Genomic DNA, 23367 nt, shown 5'->3' with positions numbered 1-23367 from the left:
TCTATTTCAAATCCAGGTTTGTAATCTTAAATAATAAACGCTTATATTTCGGTTCTGATACAATCTTAACAAGACCGCGCACAGCAGTCTCTTCCGGATTCTCTGCAACATTTACCTTGATATTGGTAATCTGTGTAAACAAATCCGCAAGGCGGTCGATTTGAGCTCCACCACCTGTGATATAAATTCCGGAATGAATAATATCTTTTGCAAGCTCAGGAGGAGTCTTCTCGAGAATCAATTTGATAGAATAACAAATATTCTCCAGATTTGCCTGCAATGCCTTATAGACATCTTCCGCTTTTACTTCCATTTCAACCGGAAGTCCGCTGACAACATTGCGTCCCACAATGACCATGCTGTCTTCTCTTCCCGGCAATCCGGAACCGATTGTTTCCTTCAATGCCTTTGCAGTCTTTTGTCCAATCACAAGATTATATTCCCGACGCAAATAAGAAATAATAGATTCGTCGAAACGATTGCCTCCGAAATGAAGCAGCTCACTCAAAACAAGTCCACCGAGAGAAATTACGGAAATTTCTGTCGTATCAGCGCCAAGATTGACAATCATAATACCGGTTGGCTCATTTGCATCCAGTCCCATTCCGACAGCATCGGCGATTGGCTTTTCGCAAAGATTGATGGAGCGTGCTTTGACTTTACTCTTGTCAAAGATTTCATAGAAGGCACGCTTTTCCACATTTGTGATATCAGTCGGAACAGCTACCACAAAATCAGAGCCCTTTAAATTGCTCTTGTTATTATATTCCAGGAAATTAAATACATAATTCTGGAGATTATTGAAATCTGCAATGACACCGTTTACAACCGGGAAGGTAATCTCAATGCTTTCCGGCGCCTTTTCATACATTGCATAAGCTTCATCACCATATGCATAAATCTCATTTTTATTGATTAAGGCAATTGTATTTTTTTCATTTAAAATTTTGCCGGATGCCTTACAAAATACTTTTAAATTACAGGTTCCAAAATCAATGCCGTAAACATTATTGTTCATAAGAAATCTCCTTCATAATAAGTCATTTTCAAAAAAACTAAAATATGTCCTGTCACCGATAATCATATGATCGATCAATGTCAAATCCAGGCAGTTGGCTGCAGACTGCAGACGACGTGTCGTATTGATATCATCTTCGCTGGGATTCGGATCTCCCGACGGATGATTATGCAAAACCACAAACTGTGAGCAGTTTAAAAGCAATGCCTTTTTCAATATTTCCTGTTTTGGGAAAAAAGCAAAACTGCTTGATCCCGTCGAAAAAGTAACCGCATCAACCAACTTTCCTTTGATATCGAAAAAAGCTCCGACTACCCTTTCTCGTTTTGCATGACGCATGGATTCCATAAAATAATCCGCAATGCTCTTCGGAGAATTCATTGCAATGCGCTGTCGATATGTCTGTCCTGCCATCCTCCTGGACAATTCCGCAACAGCTTTTAACTGAATTCCCTTTACCATACCGATCCCCGGATATTGAAGCAACTCCTCAAGCGGCAGTTCATACAGATTCAATAAATTACCGTTTTTCCCGGTAAGAATCTGTTGGGCCACCGAAAGCGCCGAACAATCTTTGGTGCCGGATTTGATAATAATTGCAAGCAATTCTGCGTCAGACATGCTCGCAGCACCCATCTGAAAGAATTTTTCATACGGGCGCTCCGAAAGTGGTAAGTTTTTCATTTTCATAAGATGTGTCCTTTCTACTCTCTCGACACATTTGAAAAACATAACTTTTATAATTTTATCACATAGCGGAAAGGTTCACAAGTTTTCGCTCATAAAGTTTCTGCAGCGACATCATAATTCCGAATTTTGCATGAGGATATGTCAATCCTCCCTGGAAATAAACGGCATACGGTGGTTTTACCGGGCCATCCGCCGACAATTCAATGGAAGAACCGGAAACAAATGCGCCGGCGGCCATAATGACATCACTGTCATACCCCGGCATTGCCCATGGCTCCGGAGTGACATAACTGTCAACCGGGGCAGCAGCCTGAATGCCTTCACAAAACGCAATCATGGCATCGCGATTTTGGAATTCCACAGCCTGAATGATATCATGTCTGCTCTCTGTCGCATTCGGAACGACTTTATATCCGAGTTTCTCATAAATATTGGCTGCAAAAATTGCCCCCTTAAGAGCACTTGCCGTCACTGTCGGTGAGAGGAACAGCCCCTGATAGAATGAAGTCAGAATACCAAGCGATGCTCCGACTTCTTTACCAAGTCCCGGTGAAGTCAGACGATATGCCGCATTCTCCACACATTCTTTCTTGCCGCAGATATAGCCGCCAATCGGAGCGAGTCCACCGCCCGGATTCTTAATCAGCGAACCGACAATCATATCAGCGCCCACCTCAAGCGGCTCCTTTTCTTCCGTGAATTCTCCGTAACAATTGTCCACCATCACAATGACTTCCGGCTTAATATTTTTGACAAACGTAATCAGCTCTCCAATACGGTCCACCGAAAGTGTCGGTCTGGTCTGATATCCTTTGGACCGCTGAATCGTCACAAGTTTTGTTTTTTCATTGATTGCCTTTTTGATATTCTCAAAGTCAAAGCTTCCATCTTCAAGCAAATCAACCTGACGATAAGAAATCTGATATTCCGCAAGAGAACCCTTGGAAGGACGGATTCCGATGACTTCTTCGAGTGTGTCATAAGGTTTTCCGACCGGTGAAAGGATTTCATCTCCCGGGCGCAGATTAGACATCAATGCAAGTGCAAGCGCATGGGTACCGCACGTAATTTGCGGGCGAACCAGTGCGTCCTCTCCGTGAAAACAGTCGGCATAAACCTTTTCGAGTGTCTCACGGCCTAAATCATTGTAGCCATATCCGCTGGTTCCCTGGAAACATTCTGCACTCACACGGTTCTTTTGCATCGCCTGCAACACCTTTAACTGATTGCATTCAGCTGTGCGATCGATGCGTTCAAACCGATCTTTCAACTGCGCTTCGATTTTTGAGCAAAAATCATAAACTTCCTCATCAATTCCAAGCTGTTTGTAATATTGTTTCAAATTATCCATAAATGTTCTTTTCCTTTAATATTTTTATCATTTCATCCAGCATCCGGTCATCATCATGATTATATTCCCGCTTATCCATCCAGATGACTTCTTTTTCGCGTTTAAACCATGTAATCTGGCGCTTTGCAAAATGTCTTGAGTCACGCTTGATTAAATAAATCGCATGCTCCAGCGAATATTCCCCATTCAGATAATCAAGGATCTCTTTATAACCAAGTCCCTGCATGGAGACAAGGTCTCTCGTACATCCCGCATCCCTGAGGCGTGTCACCTCTTCCAGAAGACCATTTTGTACCATAACATCCACTCTTTGATCAATCCGTGAATAGATGGTTGCACGGTCATCATTCAAAACAAAATATGCAAAGTCATACGCAGATTCTTTTTGTCTTTGTTCCGCATTATGTCTGGATATCGGTGAATGATTGATTTCATAATATTCGATTGCACGAATCACGCGTTTGATATTATTTTCATGAATGGTCTCATAGGAAACCGGATCGATTGTCTTTAGTTTTTCGTGCATTGCATGCGCGCCAATTTCATCAGCTTCCTGTTCAAGACGTTCGCGCAAAGCACTATGTTCATTTTCATCCGAAAAGTCAATATCATACAAAAGCGCCTGAATATAAAATCCGGTTCCACCCACTACGACAGGGATTTGTCCGGCAGAATAGATTTCTTCCATTGCCGCTTTTGCCATTTTCTGGAATTCCACAATCGAAAAAGGCTCTTTCGGATCAAGGCAATCAATCAAATAATGCGGAATCCCCTTCATTTCCTGAGGCATAATTTTTGCGGAACCGATATCCATACCGCGATAAACCTGCATCGAATCGGCAGAAATGACTGCACCGTTGATTGCTTTGCATAATTTAATTGAAAGATCGCTTTTGCCAACCGCAGTCGGTCCGGTCAAAATCACAATCGGTTTTCGATTCATCAGATAATCCTCTTAAATTTCTTTTCAATCTCATATTTTGTCATCGTAATGATGGTCGGTCTGCCATGCGGACAATGATATGGATTGTCCAATGATAACAATTCCGTAAACAACTCATCGATTTCTGCCATGCTCAGACGATTGTTTCCTTTTACTGCCGCCTTGCAGGACATGGATGCCACTTTTTCCCGAATTAGATCAGGTGTCTGGCGTCCGGCAAAATCATGGAACTCATCCAACATCTGTGTAAATAATTCTTTCATGTCCAGATTGAATAAGTTGCCCGGAATACCTCGAATAATATACTCTCTTCCGCCAAAATTTTCAATGATATATCCCAGGTCTTCGATATATTCACGATTGCTAATCAAAGCCTCTTCTTCTTTTGCATCCAGACTCACAAAAATCGGAGGTGTAATCATCTGAGATGTCACTTCTTTTTGATCGAGCAATTTCATGGTGCGCTCATATAATACTTTTTCATGTGCCGCATGCTGGTCGATAATATACAATTGGTCTTCGAATTCCACCAGCCAATAGGTTTCAAATAACTGTCCAATGATTTTATGTTTCTTGCGAGACTCCTGTGACAAAAATCCCTTGTCATATTCGCCCAGAGTCATTTCATGATACTCAATCTCCGGCTCCGCAACCATATCCTCCGAACTCTGATTTTCTGTATTTTGATATTCCTTATTTTGAGTCCGGTTCTGATTCGAATCAGCAGCCAGAGCTTGTTCATCCGGCTGCGTCAGGAAATCACGATGATCGGTAAACTGATAATTGTCCCGATGAATGGACGGAATCGGTTTTTGCGGAATCACATGATGAACATAACGTGGCTCATACGGCGAATCCTTTGCGATATTCTTTCGGATATCCTGAATACGTCTTTCTTCAAACGGCTCCGGAATCGGTTCGGAATAGATTTTTTGAGGTTCCTTTTTTTCTTCTCCGATCGGAACTTCCGGAATCAGCTCCTGTCCGTGAATTGCATCGGTCAAAATCGATACAATCTTCTGATAAATCTCCTGTTGATGATCAAAGCGTACTTCCATCTTTTGCGGATGCACATTCACATCCAGTGCGCCGTCCGGAAATGTAAAATACAGCATGGTAAAAGGATACTGATGCTGCATCATATAATTTTTGTAAGACTCCTCAATCGCTTTTGCAATGACTTTGCTCTTGATATAACGGCCGTTGATATAATAATTCTCATAATTGCGATTGCCTCTGGAAACAGTAGGCATGCCGATATATCCTGTGACTTCAAAAAATTCACAGGATCCGCTTACTTTGATCAGATTTGCGGAAATTTCGCGACCGTATACATGATAAATCACATCACGCAGATTACCGTTTCCGGAAGTATGCAGCTTGGTTTGATTTTGCTGAATATATTTAAATGAAATATCCGGATGAGAAAGTGCCAGCTTTTCAACAATATCAGCAATATATGCAGCTTCCGTCTGATTGGATTTCAAAAACTTCTTACGCGCAGGTACATTATAAAAAATGTCGCGCACCAGAAAAGTGGTTCCGTCCGGAGCACCAATCTCTTCGAGTGAAATCTCCTTTGAACCTTCAATCACGTAACGATTTCCGGTCAGATCCGACATGGTTTTGGTCACAAGTTCCACACGTGAGACGGAAGAGATACTCGAAAGTGCTTCTCCTCTGAATCCGAGTGAAGACACTTTCAACAAGTCATCAATGCATCGAATCTTACTCGTAGAATGACGCAGAAATGCCTTTTGTATTTGATTTTTTTCAATTCCCCATCCGTTATCCGTGATACGGATCAGGGATGTACCACCGTCTTTGATTTCTACCGTCACTGCAGATGCGTTTGCATCAATCGCATTTTCCACCAGTTCTTTTACTACCGATGCCGGTCGCTCCACCACTTCTCCGGCAGCAATCTGGTCAATGGTTTCTTGTGTTAATAATTCGATATTCGGCATAATCACTCCTGTAATCTGAAGCTTACCAGCGATTAATCAGTTTATTTTGTAATTCGCTAAGCTTGTTTAATGCACCAAGCGGAGTCAGATTTTTCAAATCGAGAAGTTTAATTTCATCGATGATATCGTCTTCTTTGACCGTGTCAAACAAGGACATTTGAGACAGATCCACTTCATCGAGTTGTTCCGGCTTTCGCTTGTTTCCGTTATCAACAGAAATGCTTTTTGCAATCTCTGTGATATCGTTGTTGATCAGTTCCTGTACAATTTCCTTAGCTCTCTCTACTACAGAATCCGGCAAACCGGCCAGTTTGGCCACCTGGATTCCGTAACTTTTATCTGCACCGCCCTTTACGATTTTACGCAAAAAGACGATATCATCTCCGTTTTCTTTGACCGCAATACAATAATTGTTCACGCCATTTAATTTGCCTTCGAGTTCTGTCAGTTCATGATAATGTGTTGCAAATAAGGTCTTGGCACCGAGCAAATTGCGATTGCTGATATGTTCCACTACTGCCCATGCAATGCTTAAGCCGTCAAATGTGCTGGTTCCTCTTCCGATTTCATCAAGAATCAAAAGTGAATTCGGCGTCGCATTTCTAAGGATGTTTGCAACCTCATTCATTTCGACCATAAATGTACTCTGACCGCTTGCCAGATCATCCGAAGCACCGACTCTGGTAAAAATGCGGTCGACAATTCCAATATTGGCATCATCTGCAGGCACAAAACTTCCAATCTGCGCCATCAGAACAATCAGTGCGGTCTGACGCATATATGTTGATTTTCCAGCCATATTCGGTCCGGTAATAATCGAAATGCGATGACGATTGTTGTCCAAAAAAGTATCATTGTCAATGAACATGTCATTCTTGATCATCTTTTCTACAACAGGATGACGGCCGCCTTTAATATCAATCACACCATTTTCATTGATGCGCGGCTTAATATATCGGTTCTGTTCTGCGACAACAGCCAGCGACACAAAGCAGTCCAGCTTTGCAATGGCTTTGGCTGTGGTCTGAATTTCAAACACACGTGATGCAACACGATCGCGCAAATCGGTAAACAAATTGTATTCCAGAGATATCAAGCGGTCTTCCGCACCAAGGATTGTATCCTCGAGTTCTTTCAGCTCCGGTGTGATAAAGCGCTCCGCATTGGTCAGTGTCTGCTTGCGCATAAAATAATCCGGAACCAGATTCAAAAAGGAATTGGTTACTTCCAGATAATATCCGAATACCTTATTGTATTTGATCTTCAGATTTTTGATTCCGGTCTTTTCGCGTTCACGCTCTTCGAGCTGTGCCAGCCACGATTTGCCTTCCATTTTTGCATTGCGCAGTCTGTCGACTTCTTCATTATATCCGTCACGAATGATTCCGCCTTCCCGAACGGTGATAGGTGGTTCGTCAGTAATCGCGGATTTCAACATCTCACACAAATCTTCAAAGCATTCAAAATCCTGATCAATTTCTTTTGCCAGTTCTCCGCTTAAGTCCTGCAATTGACTCTTAATATGCGGAAGCATCTCAAGTGAGTTACAAAGCGCCAGTAAATCACGTGGATTGGCACTTTGATATGTCACTCTGGTAATCAAACGTTCGAGATCGTAAATCGGTCCAAGATATTCGCGGATTTCTTCTCTGGTAATCGCATTGCGGTTTAGGCATTCAATGAAATTCTGCCGCTTTAAAATTTCTTTTTTCTGTACCAAAGGCTGTTCAATATAACTGCGAAGCAGTCTGGCACCCATCGCGGTCTTTGTCTTATCTAAAACCCAAAGCAGCGAACCCCTTTTATCTTTTTCACGTAAAGTTTCACATAGTTCAAGATTTCGTCTGGATGAGGAGTCAATCATCATAAACATGCCGACACTGTATGGATGAATGGCATGGATATGTGTCAATTCATTTTTTTGCGTTTCATACAGGAATCGCAAAAGCGCACCGGATGATACCATTCCGGCTTCATAATCTTCCAGACCGAGTGGTTGTAAAGACATTACTTTGAAATGCTCCAGCAAAATGGCTTTCGCATTCTCTTCTGCGAAAAAGTGGCTGTCGATTGCAGAGACCGGCATATGATATCGTTCTGACAAATCCGAGATATTCGTGCCGCTGATCAAAAAAGCTTCGTTGCAGACAATCTCGGATGGCATGAATTTATTGATTTCATCAATCAATTTGGATGGTTCATCCACTTCTGTCACAAAGAAATCACCTGTCGTCACATCGCAAATTGCAATGCCGTAACGATCCTCGAGATAGACAATTCCCATAATATAATTATTGCGGGATTCATCGAGCGCCTGCGCATCCATATTGGTTCCGGGAGTGACAATTCGCACCACTTCCCTCTTGACCATTCCTTTGGCCTGTTTCGGATCTTCCACCTGTTCACAGATGGCTACTTTGTATCCTCTTGATACGAGTCGGTTAATATAGACATCTGCAGCATGAAAAGGGACACCACACATCGGTGCACGTTCTTCCAGGCCGCAGCTTTTTCCCGTCAAAGTCAATTCCAGCTCTTTTGAGACCAGTTTTGCATCTTCATAAAACATTTCATAAAAGTCACCTAACCGGTAAAACAGGATGCAATCCGGATTTTCATCCTTCGTTTTCAAATAATGTTGCATCATAGGGGTTAGTGTTCCTGATTGTTCCGCCACGCTTTTTTCCTCTTTCTAAGCTTATTATGATTATTGTTGCACAGACTGTGCAATCACAGCTTCCGCAACCTTGATTCCATCAACAGCCGCAGAAGTAATTCCACCGGCATAACCGGCGCCTTCTCCACATGGATATAAACCTTTGACATCTGATTCAAAGGACTGATTTCGACAGATGCGAACCGGAGAAGAAGTTCGACTCTCTGTACCGGACAAAATCGCATCATCCCGGTCAAATCCCGGAATAATTTTGCCAAAATGTTCCATTCCCGCAAGGAATGATTCTTCCATCTCAGATGGCAGGATTCCTCGCAAATTGGCCAAAACAGTTGCTGATTTTGTCATTGAACCATAGGATCCGTACGAATCTGAGACATGATTGTTTTTGAAATCAACGAGCAACTGTTGTGGAATTTTTCCCTGCCCCAGCTCATATGTCTTTCGCTCTATTTCCATCTGAAATTTCATTCCGCTGAGCGGATCTGACCAATCGAGGTCCTCAGGAAGCAATGAAACAATAATTGCGCTGTTTGCATTTTTCGAATTACGCCCCGAATAGCTCATGCCATTCACTACAAGCATTCCTTCTTCCGAGGAAGCATTCACGACATAACCTCCAGGACACATACAAAACGAATAGACACCTCTTCCGCCCGGAAAATTAGATGTCACTTTGTACGGAGCCGCCGGAAGCCGATGTATATCCGTTCCATATGCAAACTGATTGATCATTTCCTGTGGATGTTCCACGCGAAAGCCGACAGCAAAGGCCTTTGGTTCCATTGGGATTTGCAATTTCTGTAACATCACAAATGTATCACGCGCACCATGCCCCGGGGCAAGAATCAATTGCTTACATTCGAGTTCGTATTCCTGCTTTTTTTGCTCATCCAGGACGGTAATCGAGCAAATTGCATTTGCATCGCATTTAATTCCGATCATGCAGGATTCAAATCGGATATCACATCCCAAGGAAATCAGATGCGCACGCATATTTTTCATAATCGTAACCAGCACATCTGTACCGATATGTGGTTTATTATCATATAAAATTGATTGATCCGCGCCAAAACGGACAAAGGTTTCAAGCACAAAACGAATGCGGCCGGACGGATCTTTTACGGAAGTATTCAATTTTCCGTCCGAAAAGGTTCCGGCGCCTCCTTCTCCGAAAATTACATTCGAGTTCGGATTGAGCACTCCGGTCTCCCAGAATTTTGTCACATCCTTTTCGCGCGCTTCCACCGGTTTTCCCCGTTCAATCAGAATCGGTCTGTAACCGGCTTCTGCCAGCACAAGCGCACTAAACAAACCTGCCGGTCCTGCACCGATGACAACCGGTCTGTTCATTGATTCTGTCACACAATGACTTGGAATCGAATACTTGGTCGGATGATAAACAGAAATATCTTTCGAACCTGCTTTTTTCATCACCGCATTTTCGTTTTTGCATTCTACAGCCACAGAATAAATATAGAACAATTGCGGTTTTTTGCGTGAGTCAATTGATTTTTTGATAATCTGATACGAAAAATCATTTGATATTTTTAAGATTCGAGAGATTTTTGCCTCCAACTCAGCACTTGTATGTTCAATTGGCATTTTAATCTGATTGATTCTAATCATACAATATCGCTCCCTACTGCATATCCGCTTGCCCATGCCCAATGCAGATTGTATCCTCCGCAAATTCCATCCACATCAAGCAGTTCGCCTCCGAAATAAAGGCCATCCGACAATGCGGACTCTAGAGAATTCTCTTTTAATTCAGAATCTTCGATCCCGCCGGAACAAGTCTGTGCATAGCGCAGTTCTCTGTAATTTTCAATTGCAATCCGCTTTTCTTTTAAACTCTTGATCAGCAAATCAGGATTATTTTGATCCATTATCTGAAATTCTTTTTCAAATAAATCAGCGAGTTTATCCGGCAACAATCCATTCATCGGCTTTTTGAAACGGTTCAGACGATATGACAATTCCTTTGCAGCTTCGTCTGCCTCGAAATCCGGCAAAAAATCAATCATAAAAGAAGCCGTTTTGCGTTCTGCCAGCGCGCGTCCGGCCAATGCCGAAAGTTGAAATACCGGGATTCCGGACAAACCATAATCGCAGATTTGCAATTCACCCGTTTCATTTGCAACCTTTTTGCCATCAACCCAAAGGGTAATTCCGGCATGCACGCGCACACCCGCAATCTTTTTAAAATCCATGCCATGACAATAAAATCCACATAAAGCAGGAACAATTTTCTTAATATGATGTCCAAAGCCTTTTATGACAGGAAACAGACTCTCCTCAATTCCTTTCATGGCCGAATTCAATAAACCGGTTGCAATCAGAACGTTTCTTCCTTCGAATAATCCATGATTGGTCGAAATGAGATAATTCTGATGTTTTTCCACGCTTTCAATTTTGCAGGAACAAATCAGGCGAATCGATGACTGCAAAATTGCCTGTTCAAAGGCGGTCACAACCGATTTTGCCTGATTGGACATCGGATAATAATATCCGTCTCTTTCGATGGGCGAAATTCCAATCGAATGAAAAAAATCCAGTGCTGACTGCACACCGAAACGGTTCAAAACAGTCGCAATTCTGTCTGCATTGCCATGATAATAAGATTGATCCATCTTTTGATTGGTAAAATTACAGCGACCGTTTCCCGTTGCCAGAATTTTTTTGCAAATCGAATCATTTTTTTCCAGCAAAAGAACACTTTTCCCGCGTCGCACAGCGGTCAAAGCTGCCATACATCCGGAAGCACCGGCCCCGATTACAATCAAATCATAACAATTATCCATCCTTTTAGACATCTCATTCCATCCTTATTCATGCAATAAATGCAATTTCTTTGCAATTCTGACCAGCATTGCGCCCTTCGGGAAACTGAGCATATCCTGTTCATCAACCCCTTTGAGCAACAGCAGACTCACAAAATAAGTGACAACCGCAATCAAAATTGCAAATAAAGTGGACACAGAATTCATATGAATCAGCGCATAAGCACCATGATAAGCAGCAAAAACCGCCACACCCATAATCAAAGAGGCGAAACATGGCAGAATAAAGCTCTTTTTCCATTCAATTCGATATCCACTGTATTTGGCCAGAGCCATTTGATTCAAGACGCACATCATCAATGCAAAAAATGCATTGGAAATTACGACCGCTTGAATATTCAAATGGAATACCAGCATCAGTATCACAAGCAAAACCGCATGGCTGACAAGTGAAATCAGCGCATTGGTCACCGGTATCTTCAGTCGATTAATTCCCTGTAACAGACCGTTTGACAATGTGGAAAGGGAATAAAAAATCACGGCAATCGCGCCCAGATACATCATATTTCCCGCCAGGTCCAATGTGGATATCGTACCCGGAAACAGCAATCGGATGATCGGTTTGCCGAGTACACCAAGTCCTACGGTACAAGGGAAAGCAATTACCATAACCAGACGCGTAGCCGCATGCAGTTTGTTGCGCACCGCATCCATATCATGATTGCTGAATGATGCCGTCAAAGTCGGAACGGATGAAGCTGCCATCGCAGATGCAATTGAAATCGGCACATTGGTCAGCAATTTGTATTTACCGGTAAATACGCCCCAATATACATTGATTTCCGCCGAACCGTAACCCTGCAGCGCGGAAATATTCTTAAATAAATACTGCTCTACAATACCACTGATATTATAAACGGTTGTACTGAGCAAAACCGGAATAATCGTGACAATCAAAATCTTCATCGTGTAAGCAAACGGCTCTACATCGCGATTGCGTTCGCGCTTCATCTGGCGTTTAAAGATTGTCATATAAATTACAAAAATAAATAATACAAATAATAAGCCAAAAAGCGCACCGATATTGGTACCAAGAGTTCCGCCTGCTGCGCCGTATGCCGCAGCATAATTATCCGGATCTCCCAATACCGCGCCGACTTTCTTGCCGTAATGGAATAATACATATGCAGCCCACACACTTACAATTGCATTGACCACCTGCTCGATAATTTGAGAAACAGCACTCGGCATCATGGTGCCAAGTCCCTGAAAGAATCCTCTCAAAGCGCCTAATATTGCCACAATCAACAAGGTTGGCGCCAGCACGCGAAGTGCATATTTTGCCTCCGGTGTCTGCAAAACGCCTGCAAAAAATGAGGCCCCGAAAAATAATATCAGAGACACCAAAAGACCAGCTATTGTTGCGAAGAGCAAAGCCCCCTTCAATAACTGGTAAATATTTCGCTTTTGTCCCAAAGCTCTTCTTGCAGAAACCAGTTTGGAAACCGCAAGCGGCAGACTGTAAGACGAGATGATTAACATCACATTATAAACTTCAAATGCGGTTCCGTAATAGCCATTTCCGATATCCCCGATGATATTTGTCATCGGAATTCGATAAATCAGACCAATCATTCGGCTGATAATCGAGGCCATGGCTAAAATAGAGCCCTGGACCAAAAAATTTGTTCCATTTGATTTTGATTTTGACATTTCCCTAAAATCCTATCTGTTCTATTCGAACGACCTTTTATTTTTAGCGTAAAATCTGCAACTCCTCAAGAATCTGTTTTTGAAGATTCTCCATTATATCAGCTTCTTCCTTCTCCATATGATCATATCCAAACAGATGCAACATGCTGTGCGTAATTAAAAAAGCATACTCCCGCAATTCAGAATGACCATATTCCAACGCCTGTTCCTTTACTTTTTCAACAGAGATAATAATATCCCCCAGAATTGCCTCCCCTGTATCCGGGTTAAAATTATCATCGCTCTCCTCTTCAAGAAAAGAAAAATCACCGGGCGTATCATATGACAGCATCGGAAAAGAAAGGACATCCGTCGGGCGGTCAATATCACGATATGCTTTATTGATTTGCCATATTCCTTCATTGTCCGTCAATGTCAGATTCACTTCTGCCTCATAAGGGAATTTTTCCCGTTTAAGACAGTAGGTAATCACTTTTTGTGCGATTTCTTGATAATCAAACGAAAAATCAATCGGACACTCCGTCTCCAGATAAAAGCTCATTGATTTTTTCCTCCTTTACCAGCATTTCTCGAATTTGTAAAAACTGATTCATTGACAATCCGGACCGATCGTAAATACCTGATTGTGAAAAATCATTTAATGTCTGATAAATCAACAGTTCCTTATTCCAGCCGGAAGCTGCGGCCTGTGATTGTAAAACCTGCAATTTTTTGACTGTCGCATCAACAATATGCACCAATGCGGCCTCTTTGGTCGAAATCGGTTCTTTTTCCCCGTAATATTCAGCAATAATCTGAATCAGTTCTGTCGGGAAGCATAATTTTTTTGCATAAAAAACTCCGTTTTCAACATGCGGCTCCCCTTTCCATTTGCCGATTCGATAATAGAATCCGGCAGCGGCACACAAATCCGCTTTTAATCCAAGCTTCTTTGCACACTCAAAACAAATCTTCGAAACCATAATGGCATGCAGATATTCCGACTTGGAATACAAGCGCAATTCAATCACTTCACTGTAGCTGTCCGCCAAAATATCTGTCAGACGATTTTGTACTTCCTCAATTGTTCCGTTTCGCAACCTGCGGAACAGGAAAAAGCTCAATACAAATACCAAAACGGAATTAATTGCACTGTATAACAGCCTTTGCAACTCCAGCGTATGGGAATCGAAATAACAGAATAATACCGGAAGAAGCAATCCAATCAGCGAAAGCAAAATGCAGACTTCCAGGTGATATTGTGTTTCTTCCAAGGCTCTGACCCATGCCAGTCCTACAACCACAAGGAGAACATACAAGCCAAACTCGTAAATATTGCTTGAAGACAAAAGACACAGCATATAAATAAAATACATGCTGGTGGATATACTGATTACCGTATTGCAGACGCCATACATGATAATCGGAAAAAGCAAAACCGGTCTGACAAAATGCGGAAGGAAAAACATTGCGGCAGCGAAAATGCTGCAAATACCAAATCCTGTTGCGATCCGCAAAAACGTGGTTTCAATATTTTGAGCAATCTTTGCTCTTTTTCTTTCAAATTCCATTTCAAATACAATGGCAAGAAAAAACAATAAATCAATTACATAATTGCAAATCCATAAATCCAACCCCAGCTTTTCAACAAAGCTCAAAAGAGAGGTCAATGCCACCATACTTAAAATAATAATCAGGAATGAAATCACCCTGTAATGGCTTTGGGTTTCGTTTTCTGTCATTTTTTATTCCCCTGTCTGCTGTTCTTCGGCGCGTTCTTTTTCTCATAATCATCATATGCCTGCACAATTTTTTGTACAAGCGGATGGCGAACCACATCTTTGCTGGTCAGATTGCAAATTCCGATATCATCGATATTCTTCAGAACACGCAAAGCAACATCGAGTCCCGATTTCACACCGGGTGCGAGATCTTTTTGTGTTGCATCACCGGTAATCACGGCTTTTGAGCCAAAACCGATTCGTGTCAAAAACATTTTCATCTGAGCACCTGTCGTATTCTGCGCTTCATCGAGAATAATAAAAGCATTATCCAATGTACGGCCACGCATATATGCAAGCGGAGCAACCTCAATCAGACCTTTTTCCATATTGCGCTGGAAGCTTTCCGCTCCCATAATCTGATAAAGTGCATCATAGAGAGGACGCAGATACGGATCGACCTTACTTTGTAAATCGCCCGGCAAAAATCCTAGTTTTTCACCAGCCTCGATTGCCGGTCTCGTCAGAATAATACGGCCCACTTCTTCATTTTTGAAAGCAGTGATGGCCATTGCCATCGCCAGATATGTTTTTCCGGTACCGGCCGGGCCGATTCCGAAGGTAATCATACGCTTATGAATGGCATCTGTATATTCTTTTTGACCGATGGTTTTTGGTTTTACGGGTTTGCCGTTGATTGTATGACAAATCACATCAGAATCAATCTGTGATAAAGCATTCACACGATTTTCCTGTTGCAAAGCCAATGCATAATTGACATTTTGCTCCGTAATTCCGTTTCCGCGCTTTTGTAATTCATACAATTCCAGGAAAACCGCTTTTGCGCCTTCACAATCCTGCGGAAGGCCAATGATCTTAATGACATCCTCGCGTACCACAACCGTAACATGTAAGGTACGTTCGATTTTTTTGACATTGATGTCAAACTGTCCAAATATCTCCGGCATTGCAGAGCTTGGAATGTCTACATATACTTCCTGAATATTCATACTGCTCGTTGTGTTCCCCCTGTTCTCCTATTTATGGTATGGCTCATTTTTCATAATCCGAAAAGCCCGATAAATCTGTTCTGTCAAAATGACACGCATCAACTGATGCGGAAATGTCATTTTCGAAAAAGAAATCTGTTCTTTGCATTTATCCAGCACATCCTCACTCAGCCCCAGCGAACCGCCAATCACAAAACATAAATGGCTGGATTGAAACGTCAGCTGTTCGAGATGTTGTGAAAATTTGACAGAATCGTATTCTTTTCCCAGAATGGCCAATGCAATCGGGTACATATCATCTTTGATATTTGCAAGAATGCGCTCCGCTTCCTTGCGCTTAATGATATTTGCTTCTGCATCGGATGGAGATTCGATGGTTTTCTCATCCGCCACCTCAACAATCCGGAACTGGCAATAACGACTGAGCCGTTTCTCATATTCCGCGATTGCATCCCGATAAAATTTTTCTTTAATTTTTCCAACACAAATCAATGTAATTTTCATATATGACAAGATACCATTTTAAGCCATGCATAGCATGGCTTAATTTCTTTACTCATTCTGTTGCTGATAAACAAAATTGCCGCGATAAATATCACTTTCCAATTTTGTTTTTTCGTCGACAATAATAACTGTCAAAATATTATTGCCTTCCGGAATGGAAATCGGATTATAATATTTGTCTGCCGACGAAGGATCCGGTGTAGACTCATCCCATGAATAATAAGCGGAACAATTTTCCGGAACAGTAATTTCAATGCGTGACTGCTCTGTAATATTTCCATCCGCATCAGCATATAACAAGGTCACAACCGGTTTATCCGGAGCTTTTAATTCCAGTATATAATTCTTTTCTACCACTTCACTGTAAAGTCCTTTTGCATTCTTGCAGACAGCTTTGATGGTATAGGATCCCATGTTTTCCAAAAGAATTGAACCGGAATACTTATATCCGCCGCTCTTTGGATCCGAGCCGTCAAGTGTGTAGAAAATATCATTGTCTTTTGATGATGTCAGCTGCAGTTCCTGAACGGTATCATAAGTTCCCGCTTCCACAGAGAATAACGGACTCGTAACAATATAAGCATCAAACAAAGCCATGATATTGTCATCCTTTGCGGATTCCGACAATTTTACAATAGAATCCACATCTCCGTTCTTATCATAAATATCAATCAGCGCTTCATATGCCTGTTTGCAGGAAGAATCGATATTTATGATTTCATGGCATAAAACTATGATAGCATTCTCATCTCCGATTGCCTGATAACATTCCAGTAAGAGCAGTCTTGAATCCAGATCGTCTTCATCAAGAACCGTTGCGCGTTCGAGATATTCGATTGCACTCTTATAGTCTTTATCCGCAACAGCAAGCACACCCTTCTTGTATTGATAATCATACGAATTGGCATTTTTGTTTCTGTTGGCGGCAACAATCAGGACAATACAAATCAAAATCAAAATGACTGCAATTGAAATTCCCGCAATCAGATATAATTTTTTCTTTTTCATCTGCTCCTGCTTTCGCAGGTCGCGTTTCTTATCCGATTGATTCTGTTCCGATAATTTTTGCGCGTTTTCTTCTGCAAAAATTTGCGTCAGCAAGTCTTCTTCAAAGGCATTATAGTCCGGTACCATTTGAATTTCTTTGCCGCATTTGGAACAATAGACCTTTCCTTCTTCAATTGTAGCGCCACAATGACTGCATTTCATAGAATTACAAACTCCTTTTTATCTCTAGAACAACCCGGTAATCACACCATCACTGCTGACATCAATTCCGTGAGCTGCCGGTTTCTTCGGAAGCCCCGGCATGGTCATAATGGAACCGTTAATTGCCACTACAAATCCGGCACCGGCCGAAACATATACCTCGCGTACATTCAGGGTAAATCCGGTCGGGCGTCCGAGCTTCTTCGGATCATCCGAAAGCGAATACTGTGTTTTTGCCATGCAGACAGGGAAATCTCCCATTCCCAATTCTGTAATACGATTCAGTTCTTTCTCAGCTGCAGCTGAATAAGAAACATCTTTTGCACCATAAATTTCACGTGCAATTGTCTCAATCTTTTCTTTTAATGACATCTGCTTCTCATAAATTGGATGATAATCGGATTGCTTTGTCTCGAGCGTCTCAAGCACTTTGTTTGCAAGCGCGATTCCACCTTCGCCACCCTTTTCCCACACTTCGGAAAGGGCAAATTCACATCCTCTTTCTTTGCAGAAGTTCTCAACAAAAGCGGTCTCCTGTGCACTGTCGGTCACAAATGAATTCAGTGTAACAACAACAGGAACTCCGTACTTTTGCAGATTCTCAATATGCTTCTCAAGATTGACAATTCCTTTTTGAAGCGCTTCAAGGTTTTCTTCAGAAAGCGCATCTTTGGCAACTCCGCCATTATATTTGAGTGCTCTGATAGTTGCAACCAAAACAACCGCATCCGGATGCAATCCTGCCATCTGACATTTGATATCCAGGAACTTTTCTGCGCCGAGATCCGCACCGAATCCGGCTTCTGTAATGACATAATCCGCAAGCTTTAATGCTGTTTTGGTAGCACGAACACTATTGCATCCATGTGCAATATTCGCAAATGGTCCACCATGAACCAATGCAGGTGTATGTTCCAGTGTCTGAATCAGATTTGGTTTCATCGCATCTTTCAAGAGTGCAGCCATGGATCCGACAGCCTGTAAATCAGCAGCAGTAACCGGTTTGCCCTCAAAATTATAAGCTACAATAATACGGCCAAGACGCTTCTTCAAATCATCCATATCATCCGCAAGACAAAGAATTGCCATGATTTCGGATGCAACGGTGATGACAAAATGATCTTCGCGAACCATTCCGTCCATCTTATTTCCAAGACCGACAACCACATTGCGCAATACGCGATCATTCATATCCAGGCAGCGCTTCCATACAATTTGTCTCGGGTCGATTCCAAGTTCATTGCCCTGCTGAATATGATTATCAAGAAGTGCAGCAAGCAAATTGTTTGCGGAAGTGATTGCATGAAAATCTCCTGTAAAATGGAGATTCAGATCTTCCATCGGAACAACCTGAGCATATCCGCCGCCTGCGGCGCCACCCTTAATTCCAAAGCAAGGTCCCAGAGAAGGCTCACGAAGAGCAAGGATTGCTTTTTTGCCAAGTTTACCGAAGGCTTGTCCCAGTCCAACGGAAGTCGTTGTCTTACCTTCGCCTGCCGGTGTCGGATTAATTGCAGTTACCAGAATTAACTTTCCGTCAGGACGAGTTTTGGTGCGTTCAATCAGTTCATCGGAAATCTTTGCTTTGTACTTGCCGTAAAATTCAAGATCATCGCTTTCAATTCCGATTGTCTTTGCTACATCACCGATATTCCACATCTGCGCGCTCTGTGCGATTTCAATATCACTCTTCATCATATACCTCCAACTCTCTCTTCAAAATCTCTCAAAAAACATATCATGTTTAGCCATTTTCTTCAAGCCAATTCTCGAATTGTTCCGCGGACATCAAAACCGTACGTGGCTTGGTTCCCATTTCCGGTCCAACCACACCGGCTTCTTCCAGTTCATCCATGATTCTTGCTGCACGGTTAAAGCCAACTTTCAAATATCTTTGCAACATTCCGATGGATGCTTTTTCTTTATCCACAATCACGCGAGCCGCATCCACAAACAGCGGATCTCCGCCATCCGGAGTCTCAGATCCCGTAATCACTGTCGTAGTATTTGATGATGCCGTAATCGACTCCATCTTGTTTTGCACATCTTCATTGTATCCCGGATGCTGATTATGATCTTTCAGGAACTGAACTACCTGCTCCACTTCTTTATCCGAAATAAATGCGCCCTGCACACGAACCGGTTTCGGTAATCCCTGCGGATAAAAGAGCATGTCACCTTTTCCGAGTAATTTCTCGGCACCTCCCATATCAAGAATGGTTCGTGAGTCTACGCTGCTGGTAACGGCAAATGCAACACGGCTTGGCATATTGGCTTTAATCAAACCGGTAATGACATCCACAGAAGGTCTCTGCGTTGCAATAATCAAATGGATACCGGCTGCTCTTGCCAGCTGTGCCAGACGGCAGATTGCTTCTTCTACATCATTGGATGCAACCATCATCAAATCTGCCAGCTCGTCGACAATAACAACAATATGCGGCATCTTCTTTTCGCCTTCCGGACGGTTTGCATTATATCCCTTGATTTCGCGGCAGCCTGTTTCCGCAAATTTCTGATAGCGATCCGTCATCTCCGCAACTGCCCACTGCAGTGCTCCGGCCGCCTTCTTCGGATCGGTCACAACCGGAATAATCAAATGAGGAATTCCGTTATATACTGACAATTCAACCACCTTCGGGTCAATCATCAGCATTTTGACATCTTCCGGATTACATTTGTAGATAATACTCATGATAATCGTATTGATGCATACGGATTTACCAGATCCGGTGGATCCCGCAATCAGCATATGCGGCATTTTTGCTATATCCGTCACCATGATTTTGCCGGCGATATCTTTTCCAACCGCAAAAGGCAAAGTCGCTTTGGAGGATTCAAATTCTTTCGCATCCACCACTTCACGAAACGGAACCATGACGTTTTCTTTGTTTGGCACTTCGATTCCGATTGCTGCTTTTCCGGGAATCGGAGCTTCCATTCGGATATCTGTCACTGCCAGACTTAATTTGATATCGTCCTCAAGATTTTTGATTTTCGACACTTTCACACCCAGTTCCGGTTTCAATTCGTAGCGTGTTACCGCAGGACCGCAGCTGATGTTTTCAACTTTTGCTTTTACACCGAAGATATCAAGTGTCTGCTCTAATTTCGTTGCAGTCTTTCGCAAATCACTCTCGGTATTACCGGCTTTGCGCCCGCTTCCCGGTTTTAATAATTCCTTAGGTGGAAATTCATAATCGTTATAATCATATTGTTCTTCATTGGCAACCACGCGGGAAACCTGCTCTACCTGCTCGGTAATCTCTTCCTTCGTGATTTTGATTTTTTCTTTCTTCGGTTCTTGTACATCCTTTGTAAAGTCACCGGAAATGTTCAATTCACTTGCCACTTCCTGCGCATCCACCTGGGAAGGCGTCGCAAAGCTTTTTTCTGTCACAAGCTTTTCTTCCCCATCGGAGGATAAAGCCGTTTTCCGCTCATTTTTAATTTCAGGAACATCAAGCACATCTTCCTGTGGAAGCAGTTCCTGCATCGCATCGGATTTCTTTTGCTTTTTGAGTGACTTTTTTAAAGTTGTATCTACTGTCACTCCGCTGAACCGGCTGTTTCGTCTTTCTTCCCGCTCAATCCGGCGCTCCTCGCGGCGTGCAATCGAATTTTCACGGAACTCTTCCTGCTTTTCGCGCATCAATACAATCGGTGTGCGCTCTGCGATCAAAACAACACAGATAATCAAAATAATCACATCAAGTACATAAGCACCAATCAGTCCAAATGCAGGCTTGATCAAATATGCTGCAACCCCGCCGATGATTCCGCCTCCATTGTGCATATTCATGCTGTATTTGAAGGCATCAACAGGTTTTACAACATCTCCGCCATAAATTGCAAGTGTCATAAACATGCAAAGGAAAATCACAAAAAAGATTGCCGCAATCAGTTTCACAATTGCAAAACTGCTCTTTCCACGCAATACATTTATAATCGATAATGTCAGATATACAATTGCAATTGGAAAAGCGAATGCAAACAAGCCAAAGATTCCGAATAAAATATCCGAAATGCTGTTTCCGATGGTTCCTCCAACACCAAAATTGCTTAAGGCAAGCAAAATCGCAATTGCAAGAACAATCAAAAGATAAACGGTTTCCCGGATATTATTCTGCTGTTCAATATTTTGCGCCCGTTTGGAACGGGTTGATTTTTTTCTCCCTGATGATTTACGGGAAGTTGCCATCATTGATCCTCCGAAATTACATTCTTTAACTAATTTACTATACCATATTTAGGCATTGTTGTCATTCATTCTGACAAAAATCCACTATATTTTGTTTCTCACAAAAAACAACTCCCCATTCCAAACGGAATGGGGAGTCACTCATGCAATTAACATTCGCCCAAAAGATAATTATATAATCCTTCATAACGGAATTTAGAAGCATTCCATGAAAAATCTTTTTGCATGCCGCGATCGATAATCTGATTCCATGCACGCTTTTTATCATAATAAATATGTTTCGAATAATTGATGATATTTAACATTTCATGCGCATTATAATTGCTGAATGAAAAACCATCGCCGGTATTCTCATATTCATTATATGGAATGACCGTATCGCGCAATCCGCCTGTCTCACGAACAATCGGCACAGTACCGTAACGGAATGAAATCAACTGTGTTAGACCGCATGGTTCAAACAAAGACGGCATCAGGAATGCATCTGCAGCAGCATATAATTTGCGCGCCAGTTCATCCGAGTAACAGATGTTGGCAGAGACACGATCCGGATATTTCCATGCATAATGACGGAACATATTCTCATATTGACTGTCTCCTGTTCCGATGACGACAAATTGTGTAAATTCATCGACAATTCCATCCATAACACAATTCACCAGATCCAGTCCTTTTTGATCGGTCAGGCGGGATACCAGACCAATCATATATTTCTTTTTATCTACCGCAAGGCCAAGCTCCTGCTGTAATTTTTCTTTGTTGAGCGCTTTTTTGCGTCGGAATGATTCATGATTATAATTGACAAAAATCTTTGCATCCGTCTGCGGATCATAAGACTGATAATCAATTCCGTTGACAATTCCCTGCATGTCAAAATGTCTTGCCGACAGTAATCCATCGAGTCCTTCGCCATAGAACGGCATCTGAATTTCGTTTGCATAGCTGTCACTTACGGTCGTGATATAATCGGCATAGACAATTCCGCCCTTGAGCATATTCGCATCTTTCTTAAATTCAAGTTTGTCCGGCGTAAATAAATCCTTCGGGAAGCCTGTCAGCTCCTGCATGGTCTCAACATCCCACACACCCTGGAATTTCAGATTGTGAATTGTAATAATACTCTTCATGCCCCAGAAGAACATATCTCCCTGAAATTCATTCTTCAGATAAACCGGAATCAGGCCGGTTTCCCAGTCATGACAATGAATAATATCAGGCTGAAAGCCGATCAACGGCAGCATCGAGAGAACTGCCTTGTCAAAAAATACAAATTTTTCAATATCATAACGGATATCTCCGTATGGTGTGGTGCAAGTAAAATATTCTTCATTGTCAATGAAATAATAAGTTACCCCATCCATCTGATATTGTAAAACCCCTACATACTTATCTTGAATTTTGCTACCCGCATTCATATAAAAATGCGTCACATATTCAAATTTGCTGCGATATTTTTCCGGAATACAACTGTAATTCGGAATTACCACCCGCACATCCCAATAGTTGGGATCAAACTCCTTTGGCAGTGCGCCACACACATCTGCCAGACCACCGGTTTTAATAAATGGTACACATTCTGATGCAGCAAATAGAATTTTTTTCAT

Annotated in this window: 17 protein-coding genes; all 17 read right to left on the bottom strand. The window is 42.2% G+C overall.

Translation table 11 applies throughout. The features are described 5' to 3' along the window. Position 1: 1 nt before the first annotated feature. Positions 2 to 1018 carry a rod shape-determining protein gene (locus CSX02_RS02305; protein WP_031545449.1) on the bottom strand — a complete coding sequence of 339 codons (1017 nt, stop codon included), beginning with the start codon at positions 1016 to 1018 and terminating at the stop codon, positions 2 to 4. 12 nt (positions 1019 to 1030) lie between these two features. Then, positions 1031 to 1702, bottom strand: a complete 672-nt coding sequence (gene radC / locus CSX02_RS02300) for a RadC family protein (protein ID WP_242970398.1) — start codon at positions 1700 to 1702, stop codon at positions 1031 to 1033. A 64-nt stretch (positions 1703 to 1766) separates the two neighbouring features. After that, on the bottom strand, positions 1767 to 3059 hold the full coding sequence (locus CSX02_RS02295; RefSeq protein WP_099385479.1) for a methionine gamma-lyase family protein: 1293 nt from the start codon (positions 3057 to 3059) through the stop codon (positions 1767 to 1769). Continuing rightward, the gene (gene miaA / locus CSX02_RS02290; RefSeq protein WP_099385478.1) at positions 3052 to 4002 is read right to left on the bottom strand and encodes a tRNA (adenosine(37)-N6)-dimethylallyltransferase MiaA; all 951 of its coding nucleotides are present in this window, start codon (positions 4000 to 4002) and stop codon (positions 3052 to 3054) included. The genes CSX02_RS02295 and miaA overlap by 8 nt, the downstream gene beginning before the upstream one ends. Next, positions 4002 to 5969, bottom strand: coding sequence for a DNA mismatch repair endonuclease MutL (mutL, locus tag CSX02_RS02285; RefSeq protein WP_099385477.1), 1968 nt, complete (start codon positions 5967 to 5969; stop codon positions 4002 to 4004). Before mutL ends, miaA begins: the two co-directional genes overlap by 1 nt. Before the next feature lie 22 nt (positions 5970 to 5991). Beyond that, positions 5992 to 8616: a DNA mismatch repair protein MutS gene (gene mutS, locus CSX02_RS02280; RefSeq protein WP_099385476.1), complete on the bottom strand. Its 2625-nt coding sequence runs from the start codon at positions 8614 to 8616 to the stop codon at positions 5992 to 5994. 60 nt (positions 8617 to 8676) lie between these two features. Next, entirely contained in the window at positions 8677 to 10272 is a 1596-nt protein-coding gene (locus CSX02_RS02275; RefSeq protein WP_099385475.1) for an NAD(P)/FAD-dependent oxidoreductase, read from the bottom strand. Then, positions 10269 to 11459 (bottom strand): aminoacetone oxidase family FAD-binding enzyme, encoded by a 1191-nt coding sequence (locus tag CSX02_RS02270; protein WP_099385474.1) that lies wholly within the window; start codon positions 11457 to 11459, stop codon positions 10269 to 10271. The genes CSX02_RS02275 and CSX02_RS02270 overlap by 4 nt, the downstream gene beginning before the upstream one ends. A gap of 12 nt (positions 11460 to 11471) precedes the next feature. Next, positions 11472 to 13139 carry a putative polysaccharide biosynthesis protein gene (locus CSX02_RS02265; protein WP_099385473.1) on the bottom strand — a complete coding sequence of 556 codons (1668 nt, stop codon included), beginning with the start codon at positions 13137 to 13139 and terminating at the stop codon, positions 11472 to 11474. A gap of 43 nt (positions 13140 to 13182) precedes the next feature. Beyond that, positions 13183 to 13680: an rRNA maturation RNase YbeY gene (ybeY, locus tag CSX02_RS02260; protein ID WP_099385472.1), complete on the bottom strand. Its 498-nt coding sequence runs from the start codon at positions 13678 to 13680 to the stop codon at positions 13183 to 13185. Further along, a complete protein-coding gene (locus CSX02_RS02255; protein WP_099385471.1) occupies positions 13646 to 14860 on the bottom strand; it encodes an HD domain-containing protein in 1215 nt (404 codons plus the stop codon). The genes ybeY and CSX02_RS02255 overlap by 35 nt, the downstream gene beginning before the upstream one ends. Then, positions 14857 to 15849: a PhoH family protein gene (locus tag CSX02_RS02250; RefSeq protein WP_031545471.1), complete on the bottom strand. Its 993-nt coding sequence runs from the start codon at positions 15847 to 15849 to the stop codon at positions 14857 to 14859. Before CSX02_RS02250 ends, CSX02_RS02255 begins: the two co-directional genes overlap by 4 nt. A 27-nt stretch (positions 15850 to 15876) precedes the next feature. Further along, positions 15877 to 16353: a 23S rRNA (pseudouridine(1915)-N(3))-methyltransferase RlmH gene (gene rlmH, locus CSX02_RS02245; RefSeq protein ID WP_031545473.1), complete on the bottom strand. Its 477-nt coding sequence runs from the start codon at positions 16351 to 16353 to the stop codon at positions 15877 to 15879. 48 nt (positions 16354 to 16401) lie between these two features. Beyond that, on the bottom strand, positions 16402 to 17562 hold the full coding sequence (locus tag CSX02_RS02240) for a chitobiase/beta-hexosaminidase C-terminal domain-containing protein (RefSeq protein WP_099385470.1): 1161 nt from the start codon (positions 17560 to 17562) through the stop codon (positions 16402 to 16404). 24 nt (positions 17563 to 17586) lie between these two features. Then, positions 17587 to 19257 (bottom strand): formate--tetrahydrofolate ligase, encoded by a 1671-nt coding sequence (locus CSX02_RS02235; protein WP_099385469.1) that lies wholly within the window; start codon positions 19255 to 19257, stop codon positions 17587 to 17589. A gap of 49 nt (positions 19258 to 19306) precedes the next feature. Next, positions 19307 to 21763, bottom strand: coding sequence for an FtsK/SpoIIIE family DNA translocase (locus CSX02_RS02230; RefSeq protein ID WP_031545479.1), 2457 nt, complete (start codon positions 21761 to 21763; stop codon positions 19307 to 19309). A 149-nt stretch (positions 21764 to 21912) separates the two neighbouring features. After that, positions 21913 to 23367, bottom strand: coding sequence for a glycogen synthase GlgA (glgA, locus tag CSX02_RS02225; protein WP_031545482.1), 1455 nt, complete (start codon positions 23365 to 23367; stop codon positions 21913 to 21915).

Origin of the sequence: Agathobacter ruminis, assembly GCF_002735305.1 — a bacterium.
Lineage (GTDB): Bacteria > Bacillota > Clostridia > Lachnospirales > Lachnospiraceae > Roseburia > Roseburia ruminis.
The sequence above is the reverse complement of the archived record's forward strand: the minus strand, read 5'-3'. Positions and strand labels throughout refer to the sequence as shown.